Consider the following 18,367-nt stretch of genomic DNA (forward strand, 5'->3'; position numbering starts at 1 on the left):
TGGAGCAACTCTGCATTCACTCCAGAACATTAGATTTATTCGTACAAATAAGCACCATCAGCTGCCTTATTTGCTGCCCTGCCGCATCTTATCAAGAACGACGGGCACATCGCCTCCCATGATTAACGTGTCTCACGGTGCAGCGTATGACGCTTCAAACGGGGACAATACTTGCGCAGTTCCAACCTTGCAGGTTGGTTTCTTTTATTCTTGGTTGTTGTGTAATTCCGATCGCCGGTTTCTGTACACGCCAAGGTCACGACAACTCTCATGGCATTTCACCTCCTCGGGGTTATTAACCTGCTTCTACTTCCATGATCGCGTTAGGCAGCAAGTCCTCGTACTGCGCCCAGTCTTCCAGCATTTCCGCCTCGCTCAATAAACAAGCATCCAAAGATTCGGTAATTTCAGCCCGGTCCATATCCATCCCGATAAAAACAACTTTGTTGATGCGGTCTCCGTGATGCTTATCCCAGTGCGTAAGCTGGTCAGCGTCCTCCATGAGAATCGCTTTCTTCTCTTCTTCCGGAAGTGCTGCGACCCAGTACCCGGTCGGACCGAAGCGAACAGAGGGGCCTGCTTGACTAATGCTTTGGGCAAAATCATTGCGTGTTGACAGCCACATGATGCCTTTGGCTCTGACGATTTCAGCTGGCCAGTCTCTCATCCAACGCATTAAGCGCTCAGGATGAAACGGCTTAGCCCGTTCGTAGGCAAAGGAAGCAATGCCGTACTCCTCCGTTTCCGGCGTGTGCGACTCTTTGGCCATTTCCTTCATCCAGCCGGCTGAGGTACTCGCCTCATCGAAGTTGAACAGATGCGTATTCAGAATGTCCGCGGGAGCAACCGCCCCATGCTCAGCGCGAACGAATCTGGCTCTAGGCTGCAGTGTACGAAGCACGCCTTCCAATTCTTCCAAGTCCGCTTCGCTAACCCGGTCACATTTATTTAGAATCAGCACATCACAGAATTCGATTTGGTCAATGAGAAGGTCTACGACATCACGGGTGTCGTTCTCATCTACCGCTTGGCTGCGATCCAGAAGCGTCTCTCCAGAAGCATAATCGTGCCAGAAGCGATAAGCGTCAACGACCGTTACCATGCAGTCTAGACGGCAAAATTGCGTTAAATCTACGCCTTGTTCCTCATCAATGTAAGTAAAAGTCTGCGCTACCGGCAGTGGCTCACCTACGCCTGTCGATTCAATAAGGATGTAATCAAACCTATTTTCTTTGGCCAGCTTCTCCACTTCCTTGAGCAAATCGTCCCGCAGCGTGCAGCAGATACAGCCGTTCGACATCTCCACTAGCGTCTCGCTCGTCCGCGAAATGCCGCCACCGTCACGGATCAGATCCGCATCGATATTAACCTCACTCAGATCGTTCACGATAACCGCAACACGCAAGCCTTCACGATTATGTAAAATATGATTCAGTACGGTCGTTTTCCCTGCCCCAAGGTATCCGCTCAAAACAGTAACTGGAATTTTCTTATCGGTTGACTTCATATCAGGTATCAGATCTCCTTAAAACGTAAATTTTACGATTTTATCCTTCGCTTAATGCTTTCTTCAGAGCTTTCAGGTTATTCTGCATAATGCCGATATAATCGAGGTTATTCTTCTTATCTTCGTCCGTGAGTCCTTCTAGTGGATTAAGCACATCCGTTTTTGCGCCAATTTCCTTGGCAATCGTATTCGCAATCTTGGGATCGACCAAGGTTTCAAAAAAGATCGTTTTCACTTGGTTTTCCTTGGCAAATTGAATGACCTTAGCCATTTTCTCTGGGGAAGGCTCCTCTTCCGGCGACAGGCCGGCAATCGGCACTTGTTTTAATCCATAGTCCTTGGCCAAATAGCCAAACGCAGCGTGCTGGGTAACGAACTCTTTGCGTTTAATATCTTTCAGTTCGGATCGGAACGATTCATCCAGCTTTTTGAGCTTGGCGATGTAGGCGTCCGCATTCTTCTGATAGTCATCCTTATGCGCCGGATCAGCTTGCGTCAGGCCAGCTTGGATGGCAGCAACTTCTTGCTGTGCGAGAACAGGGTCCAGCCATACGTGGGGATCCAGAATTTTGCCTCCGTCCGCTTCCTTATGATCATGGTGCTCTCCCTCTTCTTCCTCTTCGGGCAAACCTTCCATCAGTTGAATCCCTTTGCTTGCTTCTACAACAACACGTTTGTCGTTGGCTGCGCTCTCCAATGCTTTCTTCGCCCAGCCTTCGACGATGCCATTATAGACAAATAAATTAGCTTCCTTTACTTGTACCATATCCTTGGCGCTCGGCTCCCAATCATGGGGTTCCGCCCCTGCAGGAATAAGGGCGACAACATTGGCATGCTCGCCTGCCACTTGCTTGGTGAATTCATACATTGGATAAAAGGTTGTTACCACTTTTAATTTGGCGTTTGCGCCGGCAGCGGCTGGACTTAACGTTGTCGTTGTAGTACCCGCTGAAGTCGAGGCCGAGTTGGATGTACATCCTGAGAGCAGCACGGCAGATATAGCTGTGAACGCGAGCGATTGGTGAAGCCATGTCTTTTTCATGTAAAAGTTCCTCCTACTAGTAATAAACATTATATGGATGATTCTTTGGACAAACGAGCGACGCTGTTAATAGGAGCAACTCCTGTTTCTTGGCTTAAGGAGTTTCTTGCTTTTCCCCATTTAACAATGGCTTTTTTCAAGCTAAGACCTATCACAAGGAAGCTTAATAGAAGCAACGCAATCGTCCCGCCTGGAGGGGTGCTCAACTCGTACGAAGCCGTCAACCCGGCCCATACCCCAAGCAATCCGATCCCCATTGCGATCAAGAGCGCAGCCTGAAAGCTTGGTGCAATACGTATCGCAAGCGACGCCGGCAGCACGACAAGCGCCGAAACCAGCAAAACACCGACAATAGGCATAGCAGCGGAGACGATCATTCCGGTAATGACACTAAAGCCCAGCGAAATCCAGGAAACGGGCAACCCGCTCGTCTTCGCCGTATCTTCATCGAATGTGATTTGGTACAGCGGCCTCCGGAAGACATAGAAGAATGCGCCTCCGATCAAAGCAACAGCAAACATCAGAATTAATTCTGTTTGATTAACAGCAACAACGGAACCGAAGAGATACGCGGAGAACCCTTTATTGATACTTTGGTTAAGACTCATCAGCACAACAGCGGTTGATAATCCTCCCACCATAATAATCGCCACCGAAATTTCACTATATGATTTGTAAGACCTTCTCACATATTCCACAGCTATGGCGCCCAAGGTAGCCACAACAAAGCCTGTCACAGTAGGATTCATATGCAGGTAAGCACCAGCCGCAACACCGGCAAGCGAGACATGCGACAGCATGTCGGCCATCAGCGCTTGTCTGCGCAGCATCAGATACACCCCTAGGACAGAAGCCAGAAGCGCGATTAACCCACCGGCACAAAATGCCCGCTGCATGAAGTCGTAGTGCAGCATTTCCATCCCCCTTCCTCCTTGCGCTCCAGTTCAATTACACGGTCGAGATACGGCGACACCTCCGCCAGGCCGTGCGTCACCATTACAACCGTTCTTCCAAGCACCTTCACTTGATGATTCATCAGCTCATAGAAGCCTTTGCGGCTTTCTTGATCCATGCCTGTGGTAGGCTCATCCAAGACTAATAAATCCGGTTCCTGCGCCAACGCCCTCGCAATACAGATACGCTGCTTCTGTCCGCCTGATAATTCACCGATTTTGCGATCTTTGAGCCCCCACATGCCCATCTGCTGGAGTGCCTTCTCCGTTTGCTCCCTATCCGCTTCGCTCATTTTACGAAACCAGGAACCTTTTGTTGCTCTGCCGGATTGCACAAATTCAAGAATCGTGCTTGGAAAACCACTGTTAAACGCGGAAATCTGCTGCGAAACATATCCAACCCTCAGCTTCTGACCTGCTTGATTCGTGGCTGATAGAAAAACCTGACCATGCCATGGCTTATATAAACCTAAAAGCAACTTCAACAGCGTCGATTTCGAAGCTCCATTAGGGCCTGTCACTGCAACAAATTCGCCGGACTGTATCTCAACATTCGCATCTTGAATACAAGGGGTCTCACTATAGCCGTATTCAACTTCTTGCATAGAGGCTAACAGCATTTCCTCACTCCTTCCCATTAAGTAATATTTACGAATATAAAATGTAATTATTACGCTTTTATCACAAAAAAAATATATCGACCCATTTCACTAATCGTAATATTTACTTATTACATCGAGAAATATATCGTTTTTCACCGCGGATGTCAATATACAAAAACATAGGTTGGTTCTTCCGGCAGCTTATACTACAGGAAAACGCCAACCTTTTCGTCGTAAATTCCATATTTGCAACCTAGTTATATGAGTCCTAGTCCATCGCATTCTGACACTCTTCACATATGCCATAGATCTCAAAGCGGTGACTTGTTAGCTTAAATTTACCAGGCAGCTTAATCCCTTGATCCATCGGGCAATAATCGAATGTCAGCGTCTTTTCACAGTTCGTGCAAATGAGATGATGGTGGTGATGATTCAAACAACTTGCCCGAAACTTCAAACCGCCATCCATAAAATAAAACTGCTCCAGCGCTCCCATATCACTCAATAATCGCAGATTGCGGTACACAGTATCGAAGCTGACGCTCGGATAGGATAATGCCATCTGGTCGTACACATATTTAGGTGATAAGTACCCCTCTGATTTGGCAAAAATCTCGGCCAGTGTGCGCCGTTGTTCTGTTATTCGCCAACCGCCCCGGACCATGATCTCAATCATCTCTTTGACCGTCGTTTTATCTGACATGACACATGTTCCTTTCGACTGTTATCGCTGTGACTAGATGCCTTCGTTTTCGAATACAATGTGGCCTGTCTGCGACAAATCATACCCAAGAATGGGACGTAATTCCCTATGGAAAGCTTCTGATTTCAAAATGGCCATCACACTTTCGATCCATTGTGCGTGTTCTGGTTTTTTTAACATCACCAAATCATAACGTTCCTGAATGAGTGGAATGTACGTGACGCCACCGACCATGCTGGCTGCTCTTTCAATCCCGACGCCAAAGTCGGCTTCGCCTGAAGCGACCTTACCGGCGACGCCAAGGTGGTTGGATTCTTCTTGCTCATACCCGCTCAATTGCCGCGGTGAAATCCCGTGCAGCCTAAGCTGCTCATCGAGCAGCACGCGCGCGCCCGAGCCTTTCTCGCGATTGGCCACTCGCAGTCCTGGCCGCTTCAGATCCTCCCAGCCCAGAAGCTGCTTGGGATTTCCTGCAGCTACATAGAGCCCTGCCATTCGCAGAACCAAGTTCACAACCACATAGGAGTTGCCTGTAAGGAGCCGCTTGATGTAGGGAACATTGTACTCCCCTGTATCTCCATCCAGAAGATGTGTGCTGACAATATCCGATTCCCCTTTATACATCGAAATAAGACTATCCAAGCTGCCGACATAAGAACGCAGCGGCCTGTGAGTGGAAATTTGCCGCTCGAGATGCTTGCTCAGAATATCTAGGCTGACATCTTGACCTGTAATAACAATCGCTGCCTTGGAAGAAAGGTTTGCAGACTGAGCCTGGACCTGCTGAATCGGCGCTTCTGGCATCGCGGCATAGACTTTACCGCTTTTGGCACGCATTTTGTAGGCATCCAGATCAGCAGCGTCAACGCGCATTTGCTTACCGACACGGTAGGCCGACAGCTCGCCTTTCTTGATAAGATCATAAACCGTTAGCTTCGATATCTTTAAAAGCTTGGATATTTCTTCGGTTGTATAGGAAATGTCTGCTGTCATTGTCATCCTCCAGTAAAGCGCTGCTCATTCCTTTTATTGTAGCATAAGTTGACGGAGGTTGTATTTGGGGCTCACATTGGAATTCACTAACTGGCTCTTCCAGGTTTACTGTGCTTGTAGGCAAACCAGATAATCGCCCACACCGCAACGAGGACGAACGGTATCCAAAGGAAGCGCAAGCCGTATTTATAGATGAGCGAACCGACTTCCCGCGCGTGATCGCCTGCATAACGTCCGATTATAAAGAAAAGGAATGTCCAGACGAAGCCCGCCGTATATGAGAATAGGGCGTAGCGCCTGAACGGCATCCGGTTAACGCCGACCACATATGGCATAGCATGCCGAACGATCGGAAAAAAATAACTGATGCATATTGCAAAACTACCATATTTTTGAACGAGTGTCTCTGAAAATTCCAGCGCCTTATCCACATTCTTCTTACGGCGCAATTTGTTCAGCAAAGGCGTTCCCGCATACCGGCCGAGCAGGTAGCCAAGCGATAGGCCCGAAACGACGCCCAAATACGTCAGCAGGAAAGCGGGGACGGGGTGCAAAAGCCCGTTTACGGTGACGGCGCCGCCGGTCATGACGACGACTTCGTCCGGAATCGGCATGCCGACGATGCCCAGCCATAAAGAGAGGAACAGCGCCAAATAGCCGAATTGCTGAATATACGACACCAGCATTTCATAGTTCATGGACGGCAGCCTCCTTTTGCATATGTTTGCCTGCGAAACGGCTCCTGCAATGTCCAGCAGCGCGTGTTGTCAAACTGCGGTAGTACAACTTCTCTTGAATCGCTCTCATTATTGGAAACACATCTCCTTTCGCTCTTTCTAAATATCCACATCGTAACGAAACATTCTGAAGAACAAGCGGAGGAAATAATAAAGGAATTCTGAAGAAAAGTTGAAGAATGAGTCTCTACCTACATCCCTTCATCTGGAGCATGCGGGAATTGTTAGTCGCCAAGTTTTTTCTATTATTCCTGTAAATGTATAGCTAGTTTGCGCTTCAATGGAGTGTTTTCTTGCATTTAAAAACCCATGCCGGAGGAATATTCATCCAGGTATATCCCGTGTCCATTGCCGGAAAGTGCATTTTAAAATGCGGCTTCAGCAACAGCGTATATTGAAACGCAACGAAAGTTCCGTTATCTGCCAACGCATCGCATATAGTGCCGAACAGCTCCTCCTTCAATTCATAGGGAAAGTTCGCAAAAGGGAGCCCCGAAACAATGAGGTCGAACGGATGTCCCGTCTTCTGAACAATCTCTCGAAGTCTTAACGCATCATCAAATAAAGGAAGTTCAGGAAAGCGCCGTGCCAATTGTTTCCGGAACGTTTCGTTTTTTTCAAACAAATACAATCGGCTGCCTGAACTTCTGTTTCGCTGAATATGCCGCGTAAATACGCCCGTCCCAGGGCCGAGTTCAGCGATTTGCATCATTTTATGCCATGGCAAAGTAACTGGAAGCATTGTACGGGTTAGAAATCCAGAGCTTGGGATGACGCTCCCTACTTGACTTGAATTCATTAGAAACTCTCCGAGGAACGAGATTTTTTTCATTCGACCCCTACTTTCTTATTCAGCAAATAATAGCTGACCATAAAAAATACCAGACTTACGATGACCAAAGTGAACGTCGACATGAAATTCGCGAAAGCTATGATCCATAAGAACAAGCCAGCAATAAAGCTCAGAAAGGATACAAGAAGAGATAGCCTGCCACAGCACTTGCCAATCAGGATACTTGCAGAACATAAAAACATACAGCATGTAACGGATAGAAACCACTTTATCACTAGCAGCACCTTGGACCATTCGAATGTAACCAAAGGTTCGGCGCGAAACAACTGCTCGCCATTAACACTGTGTTGCATCCATAAGCCGGCGATCATGACTGCCGTTATTAGCATTACTTCCACAAGGATCGAGATATATTTGGAAACAAGCAAATAAGTTCGGGGGACAGGAAGAATCAGTAATTGGTAAATTGAATGCTGCTTCCACTCGTCAAGCCATGTAGAAAAGCAGTGCAGAAACGGAATAAGCAACCCGGCCGCGAATACCATAATATTCAAAAACATAATGAAACCAAGCTCATCAGGAAGCTGTCGGTGACGGGTCAGGATGGCAACCGCCACATTTAGAAGAGCCATTGCTCCGAGCGTAACCCAAATCGTATTTCTTCGATTCCGTAAATCAGTAAGCACCAACCTTCTAAATGCGTGCATGATCGTACACCTCTTTCAAAATACCCATTAAAGACAAGTTTCTTTCCAGTTTTAATGTCTCTACATTACCGCTAAGCAGCAGCTTCCCTTCGTGAATAAACATGACCTCATCGAGCAAGACTTCCACTTCGGATAGCTCGTGCGTAGTTATGATGATGGTTTGACCTTCCTCCACAAAATCATCCACAATCGCTTGAGCAATCTGCTGTCTCGCGAAAGGATCGATTCCCGAAAAAGGTTCGTCCAGGAGCAAATATTTGGCTTGACGGCTAAGTGTCAGCAACAGCTTCATCTTAGCCCGCGTCCCTTTGGACGCCTCTCGAATCGACGAATCGGGCATTAATTCGAAAAAATCAAGCAAATGACGAGCCTTATTATCGTCCCAATCCCAATACATGTCTTTCATATACTGCATGGCGTCGGATAATTTCATCCATGGATACCAGACATCCTTGTCGGGAAGATAAGTCAGCATCCCTCTTGTAGACAAACTCGGTGATTTGCCGTCCATAGTAATTTTGCCTTGATTCAGCCGGAGCAGTCCGACCATCGCTTTGAGCAACGTTGATTTGCCAGCGCCGTTCGTACCCAGCAATCCGATGATTCGCCCCTCCTCGGCGGAGAAGGATATACCGTCCAACACTTTTTTGTTCCCGAACGTCTTAATGGCGTGTTCTACTACGATCATTGAGATTTCTCCCCTTTCATATACTTTTTCATCGTATTTAGAATATCCTCATCCGATTTCCCGAAAGAACGTAGCATTTCGATGCTTTGGCTAACCGCGTCGTTCAATGCTTCTTCCCTTAACGCTTCCAAAATTTTGGCATCGCTGGTCATAAAACTTCCCTGCCCTCTTGCCGTTACAATCAATTTCATGTCCTCCATTTCCCTGTAGGCTCTCTGGATCGTATTCGGGTTGACCCCCAATTTTTTGGCAAGCTCGCGCCGTGAGGGAATTTCCTGACCCGATTGATACGTTCCGTTGATGAACTTTATTTTGATATCATCGATAATTTGGGTATAAATCGGTACCTTTTGATTGAATTCCATCGCAGCCTCCACCAATCTCATCCGTATTACTGTATTAATTAATTAATACAGTAACAACAAAAAAACACGATGTCAATAGATATTCAAAAAATCAAGCGCTACTCTCCTGACTCTAACCTTTGGCCCATACGGCTTTAGGCATCCATTCATACAATCAGCGGTGATACCACATGCCCATTAAGTTAGGAAATAAACCTTGATGGGCATGGGCTCACTATCACAAATAAAAGTAAAACTTAACGCCTTGTTTCGTATTCTCCACCCCGTATCGGCTTTCATGGAGATCCAGAATTTGCTTGACGATGGCTAGCCCTAATCCAGTACCTCCGGTTTTGCGGTTTCTTGATTTCTCAACCCGATAGAACCGCTCCCATATCGTCTCCAGCTGATCTTCAGGAATGGCTTCGCCTTCGTTCTCAATCTCCATCCGCATATGCTCGCTTTCACTTTCGATGCGAACGGCAATTTCACTGCCGACTGTCGCATGTCGAATCGCATTCATCAACAGATTGACCAGCATCTGCTCCATTTTCACCTGATCCGCATGAACAGCATGTTCACCTATAATAACAGCAGCCACCTTCAACTGCTTTTCATTCAGGTGGTTCGAGAGTTTGTCGACGATATCCTCGAGCTGTTGGCTCAGCAGAAATGAACTTTTTCTCAGTTTGATCGATTGCGATTCTAGTTTGGCCAGTTCCAGCATGTCTTTGATGAGCTCTTCCATCTTATCTGTCTCACCCAATATCACTTCGAGATACCGCTCTCGCTTGTTCTCACCGATCCCATCCCGGATGCCCTCCACATACCCCTTCACAATGCTCAGCGGCGTTTTTAATTCATGGGAGATGTCGGAAATAAACTCTTTTTGCCGCTGCTCCATCCGCAATTTGTGTGCCATATCCAACTGCAGCTGCTCATTGGCGTCATACAGCTCCTTCAAAGTATTGTCCAGTTTCTCAGACAAGCTGTTCAAGCTGCTGGATAAACTCCCAATCTCGTCGTTTCTTCGGATGTGCGATTTCACCGAGAAATCAAGCTTGACCATCCGCAGTGCCACTTGATTCAGCTTAATTAGCGGTTTAGACACTAATTTGGTGAAGACGAGCGAGAGCAGCACGATGAGGAGAATACCGCCGATCCCCATATAGGCATAGAACACGCGCAAAGCATCATAAGCTTCACTGATTTGCTGAAGGGAGGCAAGGACGAAGATCACCTCACTTAACTTCCCATCGCGCATAACGGGCCGGATCATAACAACGCTTCGAGTCTCGCTTACTCGATCTGTCCACTCCTCGATGATGCTGTCCCCAGCCTGCAAGATGCCTTTACGCTCTTCCGATAAGGGGAACCACTCATCCAGCGCAATATACAAAATGCCTTGCCTTGAATTCCACTGGTTGGAAGAAGGCAGCAGCACTTCTGTAATAACACCGGAAACCTTTTCCAAAGTCTCATTACTATCCGCTTCTTGAATGTTTATTGCCTTGGAACCACTCTTCTGAATGACGACCGGATAGAGAAGATCCTTCGACTTCGTATCCTCAAAAACCCCCTCCGCCTCAATGTGATCTCCTAGCTTAAAATTCGCTTCCAATAACTTTCTTGAAACGGAATTAAGCATGAAGGAAAGGGACACTCGAACCTGATTGCCGTTATCCTCCCTAATCACAATGCGAAACAAATTGTCATGTTTCATATTGCCTTCTGGCCCGAGAATCGCAAGCTGAGCTTTATTCTGGCTGATGAACAAGCCAATTTCTCGGGAGAGGCGGGCGTCGTCCCAACGCTTTTTCTCATATAATTCACTGAACGCTTGAAGTTTTTTTTCTAGTGTGGCTGTTTTCTGATGCTGATAAAAGCTTTCAAATAAATTGAGCTGACCCAGCAAAACGATGGCATAGAAGAACATAAAAAAGAAGGCTGTCGTTACAAACAGCTTCATAGTAACACTGCGTCGTCTCATTGCTCCTCCTCGAATTTATATCCAGTACGGATGATGGTGCGGATATGGCGGGCCTCATTCCCCAGCTTCCCTCGCAGCTTTTTGATATGCGTATCGACGACGCGCAGATCACCGAAATAATCGAATCCCCATACATGATCAAGAATCGTTTCCCGTGCAAGCACAATGCCCTCGTTTCTCGTCAAATACAGCAGCAGCTCATACTCTTTGGGCGTCAGCTCAATGTTCTGCCCTTCCACCTCTACATGATGGGATCTTCGATTAATCGAAATTCGGCCGTAGTTCAGAAGATGTTCTTCTTTCCCCACGGTCCCCTCTACACGCTTCATCAGGCTGACTGCTCGGGCGACCAGCACCTTGGGGCTGAACGGCTTAGTTACGTAATCATCAGCCCCCAGCTCAAAACCAAGCATCTTATCATCATCATCGGATTTCGCGGTTAGAATGATAATCGGCATCGCCGAGTTCGCGCGTATCCGCTTGCATACACTCCATCCATCCAACTCAGGCATAAGAATATCCAAAATAACGAGGTCCACATTCAGATTATCCAGCATTTCCAAGGCTTTCAAGCCATTCTCTGCCTCATAGACGATCCACTGCTCCCGCATGAAATAATCGGCCACGATTTCACGGATCAAGCTTTCATCTTCAATGAGCAAAACTTTGCGATTCATGCTGCTAGCTCCTCCTTTGCTATTCAAATCGTATAAAACAAGAATAACGGAACTTTGTGTTTTCCGTGTGTTTTTAGCCAGGGAAAAAGGGAAGACACATGAAATACACAACAGATCACTATAATCAGGTTGGAGACTAATGAATTTGAAAGATTGAAAGGATGTCGCTAATGAATTTCTTGGCTATTATGCAGAAAAGCAGTGTCCAACGCTTTGCCGTATTAGCATTGTTTTGCCTTGTGCTATTTTTTATTCGCAGCATGCTGAACCTTGTTCTATTAACCTTCCTGCTGACGTTTCTGATGAATCGGCTGCATCAATATAGCAAACGATGGATCGAAAAGGTGGTTCCTGTCAACTCCAAACTGCTGCTTGCTCTCATCTATGCGGCCCTGCTGGCAGTCGTGATCTTCGCAGGAGCTAAATTCTTTCCCGCCCTGGTCAACCAAATCGTCCAACTGTTCGAGCTTGTCAAAAAGCTCTATGAAGATCCTCAGAATGAAGCCGTTGGCTATTTGACCGTATGGCTGGACAGTCTCGACTTTCCCAGCATGGTGAAACCTGGGTTTGATTTTATGATCAAAATCGGAAATTTGGGATTTCAAGCCTTTCTAGCTTTGATGCTAAGCCTTTTTCTGCTTTTGGGCAAAGAGAACGTGATTCGCTTCACGGCCCAATTCCATACCAGCAAGCTGGGCTGGTTCTCCAAAGAGGTCGCATTTTTCGGTAATAAGCTCGTCCAGACGTTCGGGAAAGTGATCGAAGCCCAACTGCTGATCGCTCTGATCAACTGTCTGCTGACCACTTTTGCCCTGTGGATTATGGGCTTTCCTAATCTGATCGGGCTCGCCCTGCTCATCTTCGTCTGTGGGCTCATACCTGTGGCTGGCGTGTTCCTATCGCTCCTTCCACTAAGTATGATTGCGTTCAGTTTGGGCGGTTTCACTTACTTCATCTATCTACTTATCGCGGTCACGGTAATTCACGCCGTAGAGGCCTACGTGCTCAATCCACGGCTAATGGCGTCCAAAACGCATTTGCCTGTCTTTTACACCTTCATGATTCTGCTCTTTTCCGAGCATTTCTTCGGGATATGGGGATTGATCGTCGGCATTCCAACCTTCGTTTTTTTACTTGATGTTCTGGAAGTCAATCGGGAAGGCCCCCTTCTTCCGAAGCCTAACATTGAATGATAAGGAGTGTTCCCATGCGGGTTCTTAAGATTCCAACTTTGCTTACGATGATTATTCTCGGTGCGGGGATAATGTCCCTGCTTTTTTCCTTTCACAACAAGCCCGTCCAAGCGGTATTATGCATCATGCTAGCGGCTGTGCTGGCTGGCGTTGACGGTTATATCGTGAATAAGCTGCAACTGGCTGACGAGTTCGGCAAAGAGTTCCGTTCGCTGGCAGATCTCATTTCTTTCGGCGCCGCTCCAGCTTTGAGTGCTTATCTAGTCATTTTACACAAAATGCCCGTTTCCGGGCTCTTGCTGGCTTCTTTCTTCATTATTTGCGGAGCTCTGCGCTTGGCTCGATTCAATATTGCAACTTGCGTGCACCACTATCATACAGGGTTGCCCATCCCTGCCGCCAGCTGTATCCTAGCCTTGTTTCCGCTTTGTTTTCCCCCTCACAAGAGTGCGACGGTACTGCTCGTCATCGTGCTGTGCCTCCTGATGGTCAGTCGAATCAAGATTCCCAAGATGACCAAACCAAGTCTCGTCCACACCAAAAGCTATTAAGGCAATCGTTCTTATCCCAGAGGGCGAACGCACCTAGTCTTTGCCCCAGTCAATCAACTTCTTTTTGAATATGATAACTGGAAGTTTATTGAGACTAATGCGAGGTGCTGCCATGTCAACGAATCGAGCAAGTACCGTGGGAAGCAAATGGGTGAAAACAAAGGTGCTTTTACGCAATAAAGAGCTTCGCAAATTTGTTCCTGAGACAAGGATCTACACGCAAGCGAATCTCCACTCGATGCTAAATAGATACAAAATGGTTTATATCAAACCAATGAATGGATCATTTGGACAGGGCGTTATTCGTGTAGAAAAGAGAGATAAGTACGTCTTTCAATCTGGTAAAGTCATTAAAACTTTTCAAACATTTCTTAACTTATTCAGTTCGCTTAACAAATCCAAGTTAAACAGAACTTATTTAGTACAACAAGGAATCCATCTCTTGACCCATCAGAACCGAATTTTTGATACGCGGATCATGGTTCAGAAGAATCCTAAGAAAACTTGGGAAGCTACGGGATGGATAGGCCGTGTTGCCCATCCTCACAAAATAGTCACTAATTTTCATAACAACGGCAAACCTTTGCCACTCGACTTATTACTTAATCCCTACCTGAAGAATAAGAAGAAAGAGGCTTATATCCAAAGCTTGAGACTGCTAGGATACCAGATTGCAAAGCATTATCAAAGGTATTATCCGGGTTTCAAAGAAATTGGGGTTGATATCGGGATTGATAAAAAACTCAAGCCTTGGGTACTCGAAGTTAATACAGCACCAGACCCGTTTATCTTCAACCAATTAGCAGATAAGAAAATGTTCTTCAAAGTTCTGCGTTACACCCGGGCAAATGGTCGATTCTTACCCATTAAACGCAAGTAATTCCTAGAAGCAAGAACCTCCACTCCCCCGAAAGGGAATGGAGGTTCTTTGCTTTAGGCGGAAATTTTACGCTGACGAATTCTCAGCATTTCTTGTCAAGTGTTTTTAACATTTTCAATTCTCATCGAATTCTAATAATCGCAGCCTAAGCTTTATTGGCTAGTGCTTTCCCTTTTCATTGGTAATCATTGGGTCTTCTAGATGTGTTAAGGTTATCCCAGGTGGAAACCTAAAACACGATCCTGAAGGAGGATATCCAATCATGATAACCATGAAAAAGAATCGCCTGACTAAATCGCTATTAGGAATCACACTTAGTGTATCCTTATTTGCATCAGCTAATCTAATGATAGCGCCGCAATCCGCGCATGCTGCAAGCAGCGATTCTGCAACTGCTGCAACCACTGCAACTGCATCCAAATCAGGGAAAGCAAATCTTATCATCTCTGCGGGGAAGCAATATCTAGGTGTCAAATATCAATTCGGCGCCCAGAAGGGCCGGACCACGACCTTTGACTGTTCGTCGTTTACACAATTTGTATATGGCAAGTATGGCATTAATCTCCCACGTTTATCTAAGGAGCAGTCGAAAGTCGGCACCTATGTGCCTCGAAATCAACTGCAGCCTGGGGACCTTGTCTTTTTCTATTCACCGATTCATCATGTCGGTATTTATATAGGCAATGGTAAAATCCTTCACACGTATGGAAGTCCTGGCGTAACAATTTCGGATATGAATTCCGGTTGGTGGAAAGATAATTATAAAACCGCTCGACGTGTTATTAACTAAGCAGCTTTAGTATGCTTGTATGGCACTCTCTCCATTCACAAACATTTCTATATGGGCGTCCTTCAGTACCTTGTCAGACAAACTTGTAAGTTCAAACAACTGGTCAATATGATAAACACCATGCGGGAATTTGCTGCTATAGACAGCGTCCGCTACATAACTCGCTACACGAGCAGTCATCTGAGATTGATCACTGCCTTGCAGCAAGCATGCAACCGTAGTTTGCTTGCCGCCTTTTTCACCATGTGCTTCTACCTTCAGGGCAAATTTATCCACTCCAAAATGCAGCTTGCTGAAGCCGCGCACTGTGGCGTTCCGAATTCCTTTGAACTTTAGAAAACGGAAAGTACCCGTTGCGCGCAATCCTGCCATAAACGCTGTAGCTAATTTGGAGTCAAAACAAAGACGTGTGGATACCGATGGAACATTTAGCGTACGCGGCAGTGTTTGTTGGTCTGAAAATGGGAAGCGATAGGCTCTCTTACGCCCTAAATGCGCCCCGAAATCTATTGTTTTCCCGTCTGTAAAGCTATCCACGGTTATTTGACGGGCATTCTGCGTAATGGGAAAGTTAACACTCAGATTATCCACCGTCCATTCAATGGCTGCTTTGCCATGCTGATCCCCAAGACCAAGCATAATAGCCAGTTCAAGGGATTTGGTGTGATCCAATAAGTTGTGCGTTTGCCGAGCTAGCAGATTTGTTAATCCGGGCGCAAGCCCGACGCTCAGAACCGCTGTTGCATCGTTCGCCTCAGCTTCGGCCGTCCAATACTCAACTTGGTTCAAAAAGCGGCCATCGGCCGAAACATCGATATAATGCGTGCCGCTGCGAAAACAAGCACGAACAAAAGCCGTATCGGTCTGATCCAAGCACATGATGACAAGTTTAACCTGATCGAAGACGCTGGCAGCCACCTCTTGTCCGATATCCAATTGCATGGGCAGAACGCTGCCGCCAGTTTCTCTGCTGAATTTCTCTGCGCTTGCAAGATTTCTGCCTGCGGCATACACGAGACGTGGGTATTGGGCGCCTAATTCTCTGCAAATGGTTTTTCCGACATGCCCATATCCGCCTACAACGACTATTCTATTTTTCATCGGAAGGCCATCCATCCCTCGATCAAATAGGAGCCGAAATATCGGGTTGCTTGTTTAAATCCTGCCTCGAACAACAGTTCATGAAGAACCGATGAGGATACAGGCTCCGTTTCGTAACCAACGGAAGCTGCAAAACGCTCCCAAACCTCTAGCGAAATCCCCTTATCAAGCATATGGCTTTTCCAGGCTTTCATTTGGATTTGGAAAGCAGCTGAGCCCGGTTCCCCATTAATCGCTGCCAGGCAAATCGGCGATCCGGGTTTAAGCCGCTCGACGATTCGATGAAGCAACTCTTGTTTCTGCGCCAATCCTTTGACAAAATGAAGCACGAGCAAACAAGTTGCCGCATCGAACAGTGGACGCGCTTCAAGCTGTTCAATTGTCCCTTGGACGTAAGTGATCTGCTGTTTGAGCGCCGCTCGTTCTACCCGCAGCTTGGCAATTTCCAACATGCGCGAAGACGGATCAATGCCTGTCATATTCCAAGCTTCATGGCGCTTGCCGAATGTCACCAATTCCTGCCCACCGCCTGCCCCGATAACGAGCAGTTCAGCAGATGCGACATTCTCCAAGTGTGCGGCTATCAGGCGATCCGTCATATCGTACAAATGGAGATAGCCGGGTATTTTTAAAGCGATAGTTTCTTCATAGCGAGCTACGTCGGGATCATCCCAGCTCATTGCTTTTTTCATATTCGTCATCCTCTTAGCTCCTCTCTATTTGTAGACCTATCATCGATAATGGCCAGGCATCAAGACCCTGAAACTGCTCATCCATAAGAGCAACTGCGGGTTGGATACAAAGGCTCGCAAGATAGCAACCCGCTGGTTCATACCTCCGTCTTTCCAATTCCTCTCGTATCCTGTAAACTTAGATTAAGAATCATTCTCAATTATACGGATGAGGATGGAAATCACTATCCCACAAATGTGGGATTTGTCCCTAGCCTACTTTGGATGAACAACATAGACATAGGAGAATGATCCACTATGAAAGAAGAATGGGAAGCTATCCGAGGGAAGATACGGAATCTGGAGAAAAACGCGAGCAGTTCGCTGGCATACAGATCAGCATTACTTGGTATTTTGCGCGAGTCTCTCCCCTTTGACGGTGCCTGTTTCACCACCGTTGATCCGCAGACCCTTCTATGCACAGGAGCTGTTACAGAGGAGGGCATTGAAGCGATTCATCACCTTCTGTTCGAATATGAATACTTGCATGAGGACATTAATGCCTACAGTCAGCTGGTACTGGCTGCTGACCCTGTAGCTACGTTGAGCGGCGCGACGCAGGGGCAATTAGAGCGAAGCACCCGCTACAGAAATGTGCTGCTCCCTGCCGGATACAAAGATGAATTGCGGGCAGCGCTCATGTACCAAGGGGCTTGTTGGGGGTTTTTGACGTTATTTCGCTATCACGATCGTCCGCTGTTTAGTGAGAACGAGCGTGGATGCATCGCTTCCCTTGTCCCTACAATCGCTTTCCATCTACGTCAACGAAGCCTGGGGCTTCCCTCTGAGGAAACCATCCAAATGAAAGAAGAATCGGGGCTTGTGATTCTATCCGACCATCTTGCTATGCTGTCTTCCAATACAGTTGGGGACCGCTGGATGGCACATCTACGGCAATGGGAGGGCATTGATAACGAGACGCTGCCCAGGCCCATCCGTGCTGTTAGCTTCCGAGCCTTATCTGGCGTTGTCGATGCAGAAGAGCGGGATTTCACAGCCAAGGTGCGCATAAGAACGCCAGAGGGTCCTTACCTGAGCATTCAAGCCAGCATCCTCCGTCATACGTCCTCGTCCGTCCAAATCGCCATTTGGTTCGAGCAGGCCAAGCCCTCCGATACATTACCGCTCATCGCGGAAGCCTATGGGCTATCCGAACGCGAAAAGCAGATCCTTGACCAGATTCTGCGCGGGTCTTCTACCAAAGAGCTGGCGCATGCCCTCCATATTTCCACCTACACGGTGCAGGATCACCTCAAATCTATTTTCCTTAAAACAGGCGTAACAAGCCGCAGAGAGCTCATTTGGCTTTTATTTTCCCGATTTAGCCTGCGTTAAGCGGGATGAGCTGCGCCTGCCCAGCGACCAGATGACCTCGGGGGGGGGAG

The 18,367-nt window shown here is 47.1% G+C and carries 21 protein-coding genes; 5 read left to right on the top strand and 16 right to left on the bottom strand.

The window, feature by feature from the left end:
- Positions 1 to 122 precede the first annotated feature (122 nt).
- The 14 genes from rpmG to LOZ80_RS26795 all read right to left on the bottom strand — a co-directional run bounded on the left by rpmG (position 123) and on the right by LOZ80_RS26795 (position 11,736).
- Entirely contained in the window at positions 123 to 272 is a 150-nt protein-coding gene (gene rpmG, locus LOZ80_RS26730) for a 50S ribosomal protein L33 (RefSeq protein ID WP_189014650.1), read from the bottom strand.
- Positions 273 to 295: 23 nt separating this feature from the next.
- A complete protein-coding gene (locus LOZ80_RS26735) occupies positions 296 to 1,507 on the bottom strand; it encodes a GTP-binding protein (protein WP_238167516.1) in 1,212 nt (403 codons plus the stop codon).
- A 40-nt stretch (positions 1,508 to 1,547) separates the two neighbouring features.
- On the bottom strand, positions 1,548 to 2,549 hold the full coding sequence (locus LOZ80_RS26740) for a metal ABC transporter substrate-binding protein (RefSeq protein ID WP_238167517.1): 1,002 nt from the start codon (positions 2,547 to 2,549) through the stop codon (positions 1,548 to 1,550).
- Between the two features lie 29 nt (positions 2,550 to 2,578).
- Entirely contained in the window at positions 2,579 to 3,469 is an 891-nt protein-coding gene (locus LOZ80_RS26745) for a metal ABC transporter permease (protein ID WP_238167518.1), read from the bottom strand.
- The gene (locus LOZ80_RS26750; RefSeq protein ID WP_238167519.1) at positions 3,415 to 4,122 is read right to left on the bottom strand and encodes a metal ABC transporter ATP-binding protein; all 708 of its coding nucleotides are present in this window, start codon (positions 4,120 to 4,122) and stop codon (positions 3,415 to 3,417) included. The genes LOZ80_RS26745 and LOZ80_RS26750 overlap by 55 nt, the downstream gene beginning before the upstream one ends.
- Before the next feature lie 250 nt (positions 4,123 to 4,372).
- On the bottom strand, positions 4,373 to 4,807 hold the full coding sequence (locus tag LOZ80_RS26755; RefSeq protein WP_238167520.1) for a Fur family transcriptional regulator: 435 nt from the start codon (positions 4,805 to 4,807) through the stop codon (positions 4,373 to 4,375).
- 33 nt (positions 4,808 to 4,840) lie between these two features.
- On the bottom strand, positions 4,841 to 5,800 hold the full coding sequence (locus LOZ80_RS26760) for a substrate-binding domain-containing protein (RefSeq protein WP_238167521.1): 960 nt from the start codon (positions 5,798 to 5,800) through the stop codon (positions 4,841 to 4,843).
- Between the two features lie 86 nt (positions 5,801 to 5,886).
- The gene (locus tag LOZ80_RS26765) at positions 5,887 to 6,498 is read right to left on the bottom strand and encodes a DedA family protein (RefSeq protein ID WP_238167522.1); all 612 of its coding nucleotides are present in this window, start codon (positions 6,496 to 6,498) and stop codon (positions 5,887 to 5,889) included.
- A 316-nt stretch (positions 6,499 to 6,814) separates the two neighbouring features.
- Positions 6,815 to 7,336 (bottom strand): class I SAM-dependent methyltransferase, encoded by a 522-nt coding sequence (locus LOZ80_RS26770; protein WP_238167523.1) that lies wholly within the window; start codon positions 7,334 to 7,336, stop codon positions 6,815 to 6,817.
- Between the two features lie 29 nt (positions 7,337 to 7,365).
- Positions 7,366 to 8,037 carry an ABC transporter permease gene (locus tag LOZ80_RS26775; protein ID WP_238167524.1) on the bottom strand — a complete coding sequence of 224 codons (672 nt, stop codon included), beginning with the start codon at positions 8,035 to 8,037 and terminating at the stop codon, positions 7,366 to 7,368.
- Complete coding sequence (locus LOZ80_RS26780; protein WP_238167525.1) at positions 8,024 to 8,725, bottom strand: ABC transporter ATP-binding protein; 702 nt, start codon at positions 8,723 to 8,725, stop codon at positions 8,024 to 8,026. Before LOZ80_RS26780 ends, LOZ80_RS26775 begins: the two co-directional genes overlap by 14 nt.
- Positions 8,722 to 9,090: a GntR family transcriptional regulator gene (locus LOZ80_RS26785; protein ID WP_238167526.1), complete on the bottom strand. Its 369-nt coding sequence runs from the start codon at positions 9,088 to 9,090 to the stop codon at positions 8,722 to 8,724. Before LOZ80_RS26785 ends, LOZ80_RS26780 begins: the two co-directional genes overlap by 4 nt.
- A gap of 217 nt (positions 9,091 to 9,307) precedes the next feature.
- Entirely contained in the window at positions 9,308 to 11,059 is a 1,752-nt protein-coding gene (locus LOZ80_RS26790; RefSeq protein ID WP_238167527.1) for a sensor histidine kinase, read from the bottom strand.
- On the bottom strand, positions 11,056 to 11,736 hold the full coding sequence (locus LOZ80_RS26795) for a response regulator transcription factor (RefSeq protein ID WP_238167528.1): 681 nt from the start codon (positions 11,734 to 11,736) through the stop codon (positions 11,056 to 11,058). Before LOZ80_RS26795 ends, LOZ80_RS26790 begins: the two co-directional genes overlap by 4 nt.
- Before the next feature lie 170 nt (positions 11,737 to 11,906).
- Here LOZ80_RS26795 and LOZ80_RS26800 point away from each other — a divergent pair, with 170 nt between their 5' ends.
- The 4 genes from LOZ80_RS26800 to LOZ80_RS26815 all read left to right on the top strand — a co-directional run bounded on the left by LOZ80_RS26800 (position 11,907) and on the right by LOZ80_RS26815 (position 15,150).
- Positions 11,907 to 12,929 (top strand): AI-2E family transporter, encoded by a 1,023-nt coding sequence (locus tag LOZ80_RS26800; protein ID WP_238167529.1) that lies wholly within the window; start codon positions 11,907 to 11,909, stop codon positions 12,927 to 12,929.
- Positions 12,930 to 12,943: 14 nt separating this feature from the next.
- Positions 12,944 to 13,480 carry a CDP-alcohol phosphatidyltransferase family protein gene (locus LOZ80_RS26805; protein WP_238167530.1) on the top strand — a complete coding sequence of 179 codons (537 nt, stop codon included), beginning with the start codon at positions 12,944 to 12,946 and terminating at the stop codon, positions 13,478 to 13,480.
- 112 nt (positions 13,481 to 13,592) lie between these two features.
- Positions 13,593 to 14,360, top strand: a complete 768-nt coding sequence (locus LOZ80_RS26810) for a YheC/YheD family protein (protein ID WP_238167531.1) — start codon at positions 13,593 to 13,595, stop codon at positions 14,358 to 14,360.
- Positions 14,361 to 14,631: 271 nt separating this feature from the next.
- Positions 14,632 to 15,150 (top strand): C40 family peptidase, encoded by a 519-nt coding sequence (locus LOZ80_RS26815; protein WP_238173127.1) that lies wholly within the window; start codon positions 14,632 to 14,634, stop codon positions 15,148 to 15,150.
- 6 nt (positions 15,151 to 15,156) lie between these two features.
- On the opposite strand, the gene LOZ80_RS26820 is transcribed toward LOZ80_RS26815, so the two are convergent.
- Positions 15,157 to 16,251 carry a saccharopine dehydrogenase family protein gene (locus LOZ80_RS26820; protein WP_238167532.1) on the bottom strand — a complete coding sequence of 365 codons (1,095 nt, stop codon included), beginning with the start codon at positions 16,249 to 16,251 and terminating at the stop codon, positions 15,157 to 15,159.
- Positions 16,248 to 16,952: a class I SAM-dependent methyltransferase gene (locus LOZ80_RS26825; RefSeq protein WP_238167533.1), complete on the bottom strand. Its 705-nt coding sequence runs from the start codon at positions 16,950 to 16,952 to the stop codon at positions 16,248 to 16,250. The genes LOZ80_RS26820 and LOZ80_RS26825 overlap by 4 nt, the downstream gene beginning before the upstream one ends.
- A 288-nt stretch (positions 16,953 to 17,240) precedes the next feature.
- Between LOZ80_RS26825 and LOZ80_RS26830 the strand changes: the two genes are divergently transcribed.
- Positions 17,241 to 18,317, top strand: a complete 1,077-nt coding sequence (locus LOZ80_RS26830; RefSeq protein WP_238167534.1) for a helix-turn-helix transcriptional regulator — start codon at positions 17,241 to 17,243, stop codon at positions 18,315 to 18,317.
- Positions 18,318 to 18,367: the final 50 nt, after the last annotated feature.

The sequence above is a fragment of the Paenibacillus sp. HWE-109 genome (assembly GCF_022163125.1).
Taxonomy (GTDB): domain Bacteria; phylum Bacillota; class Bacilli; order Paenibacillales; family NBRC-103111; genus Paenibacillus_E.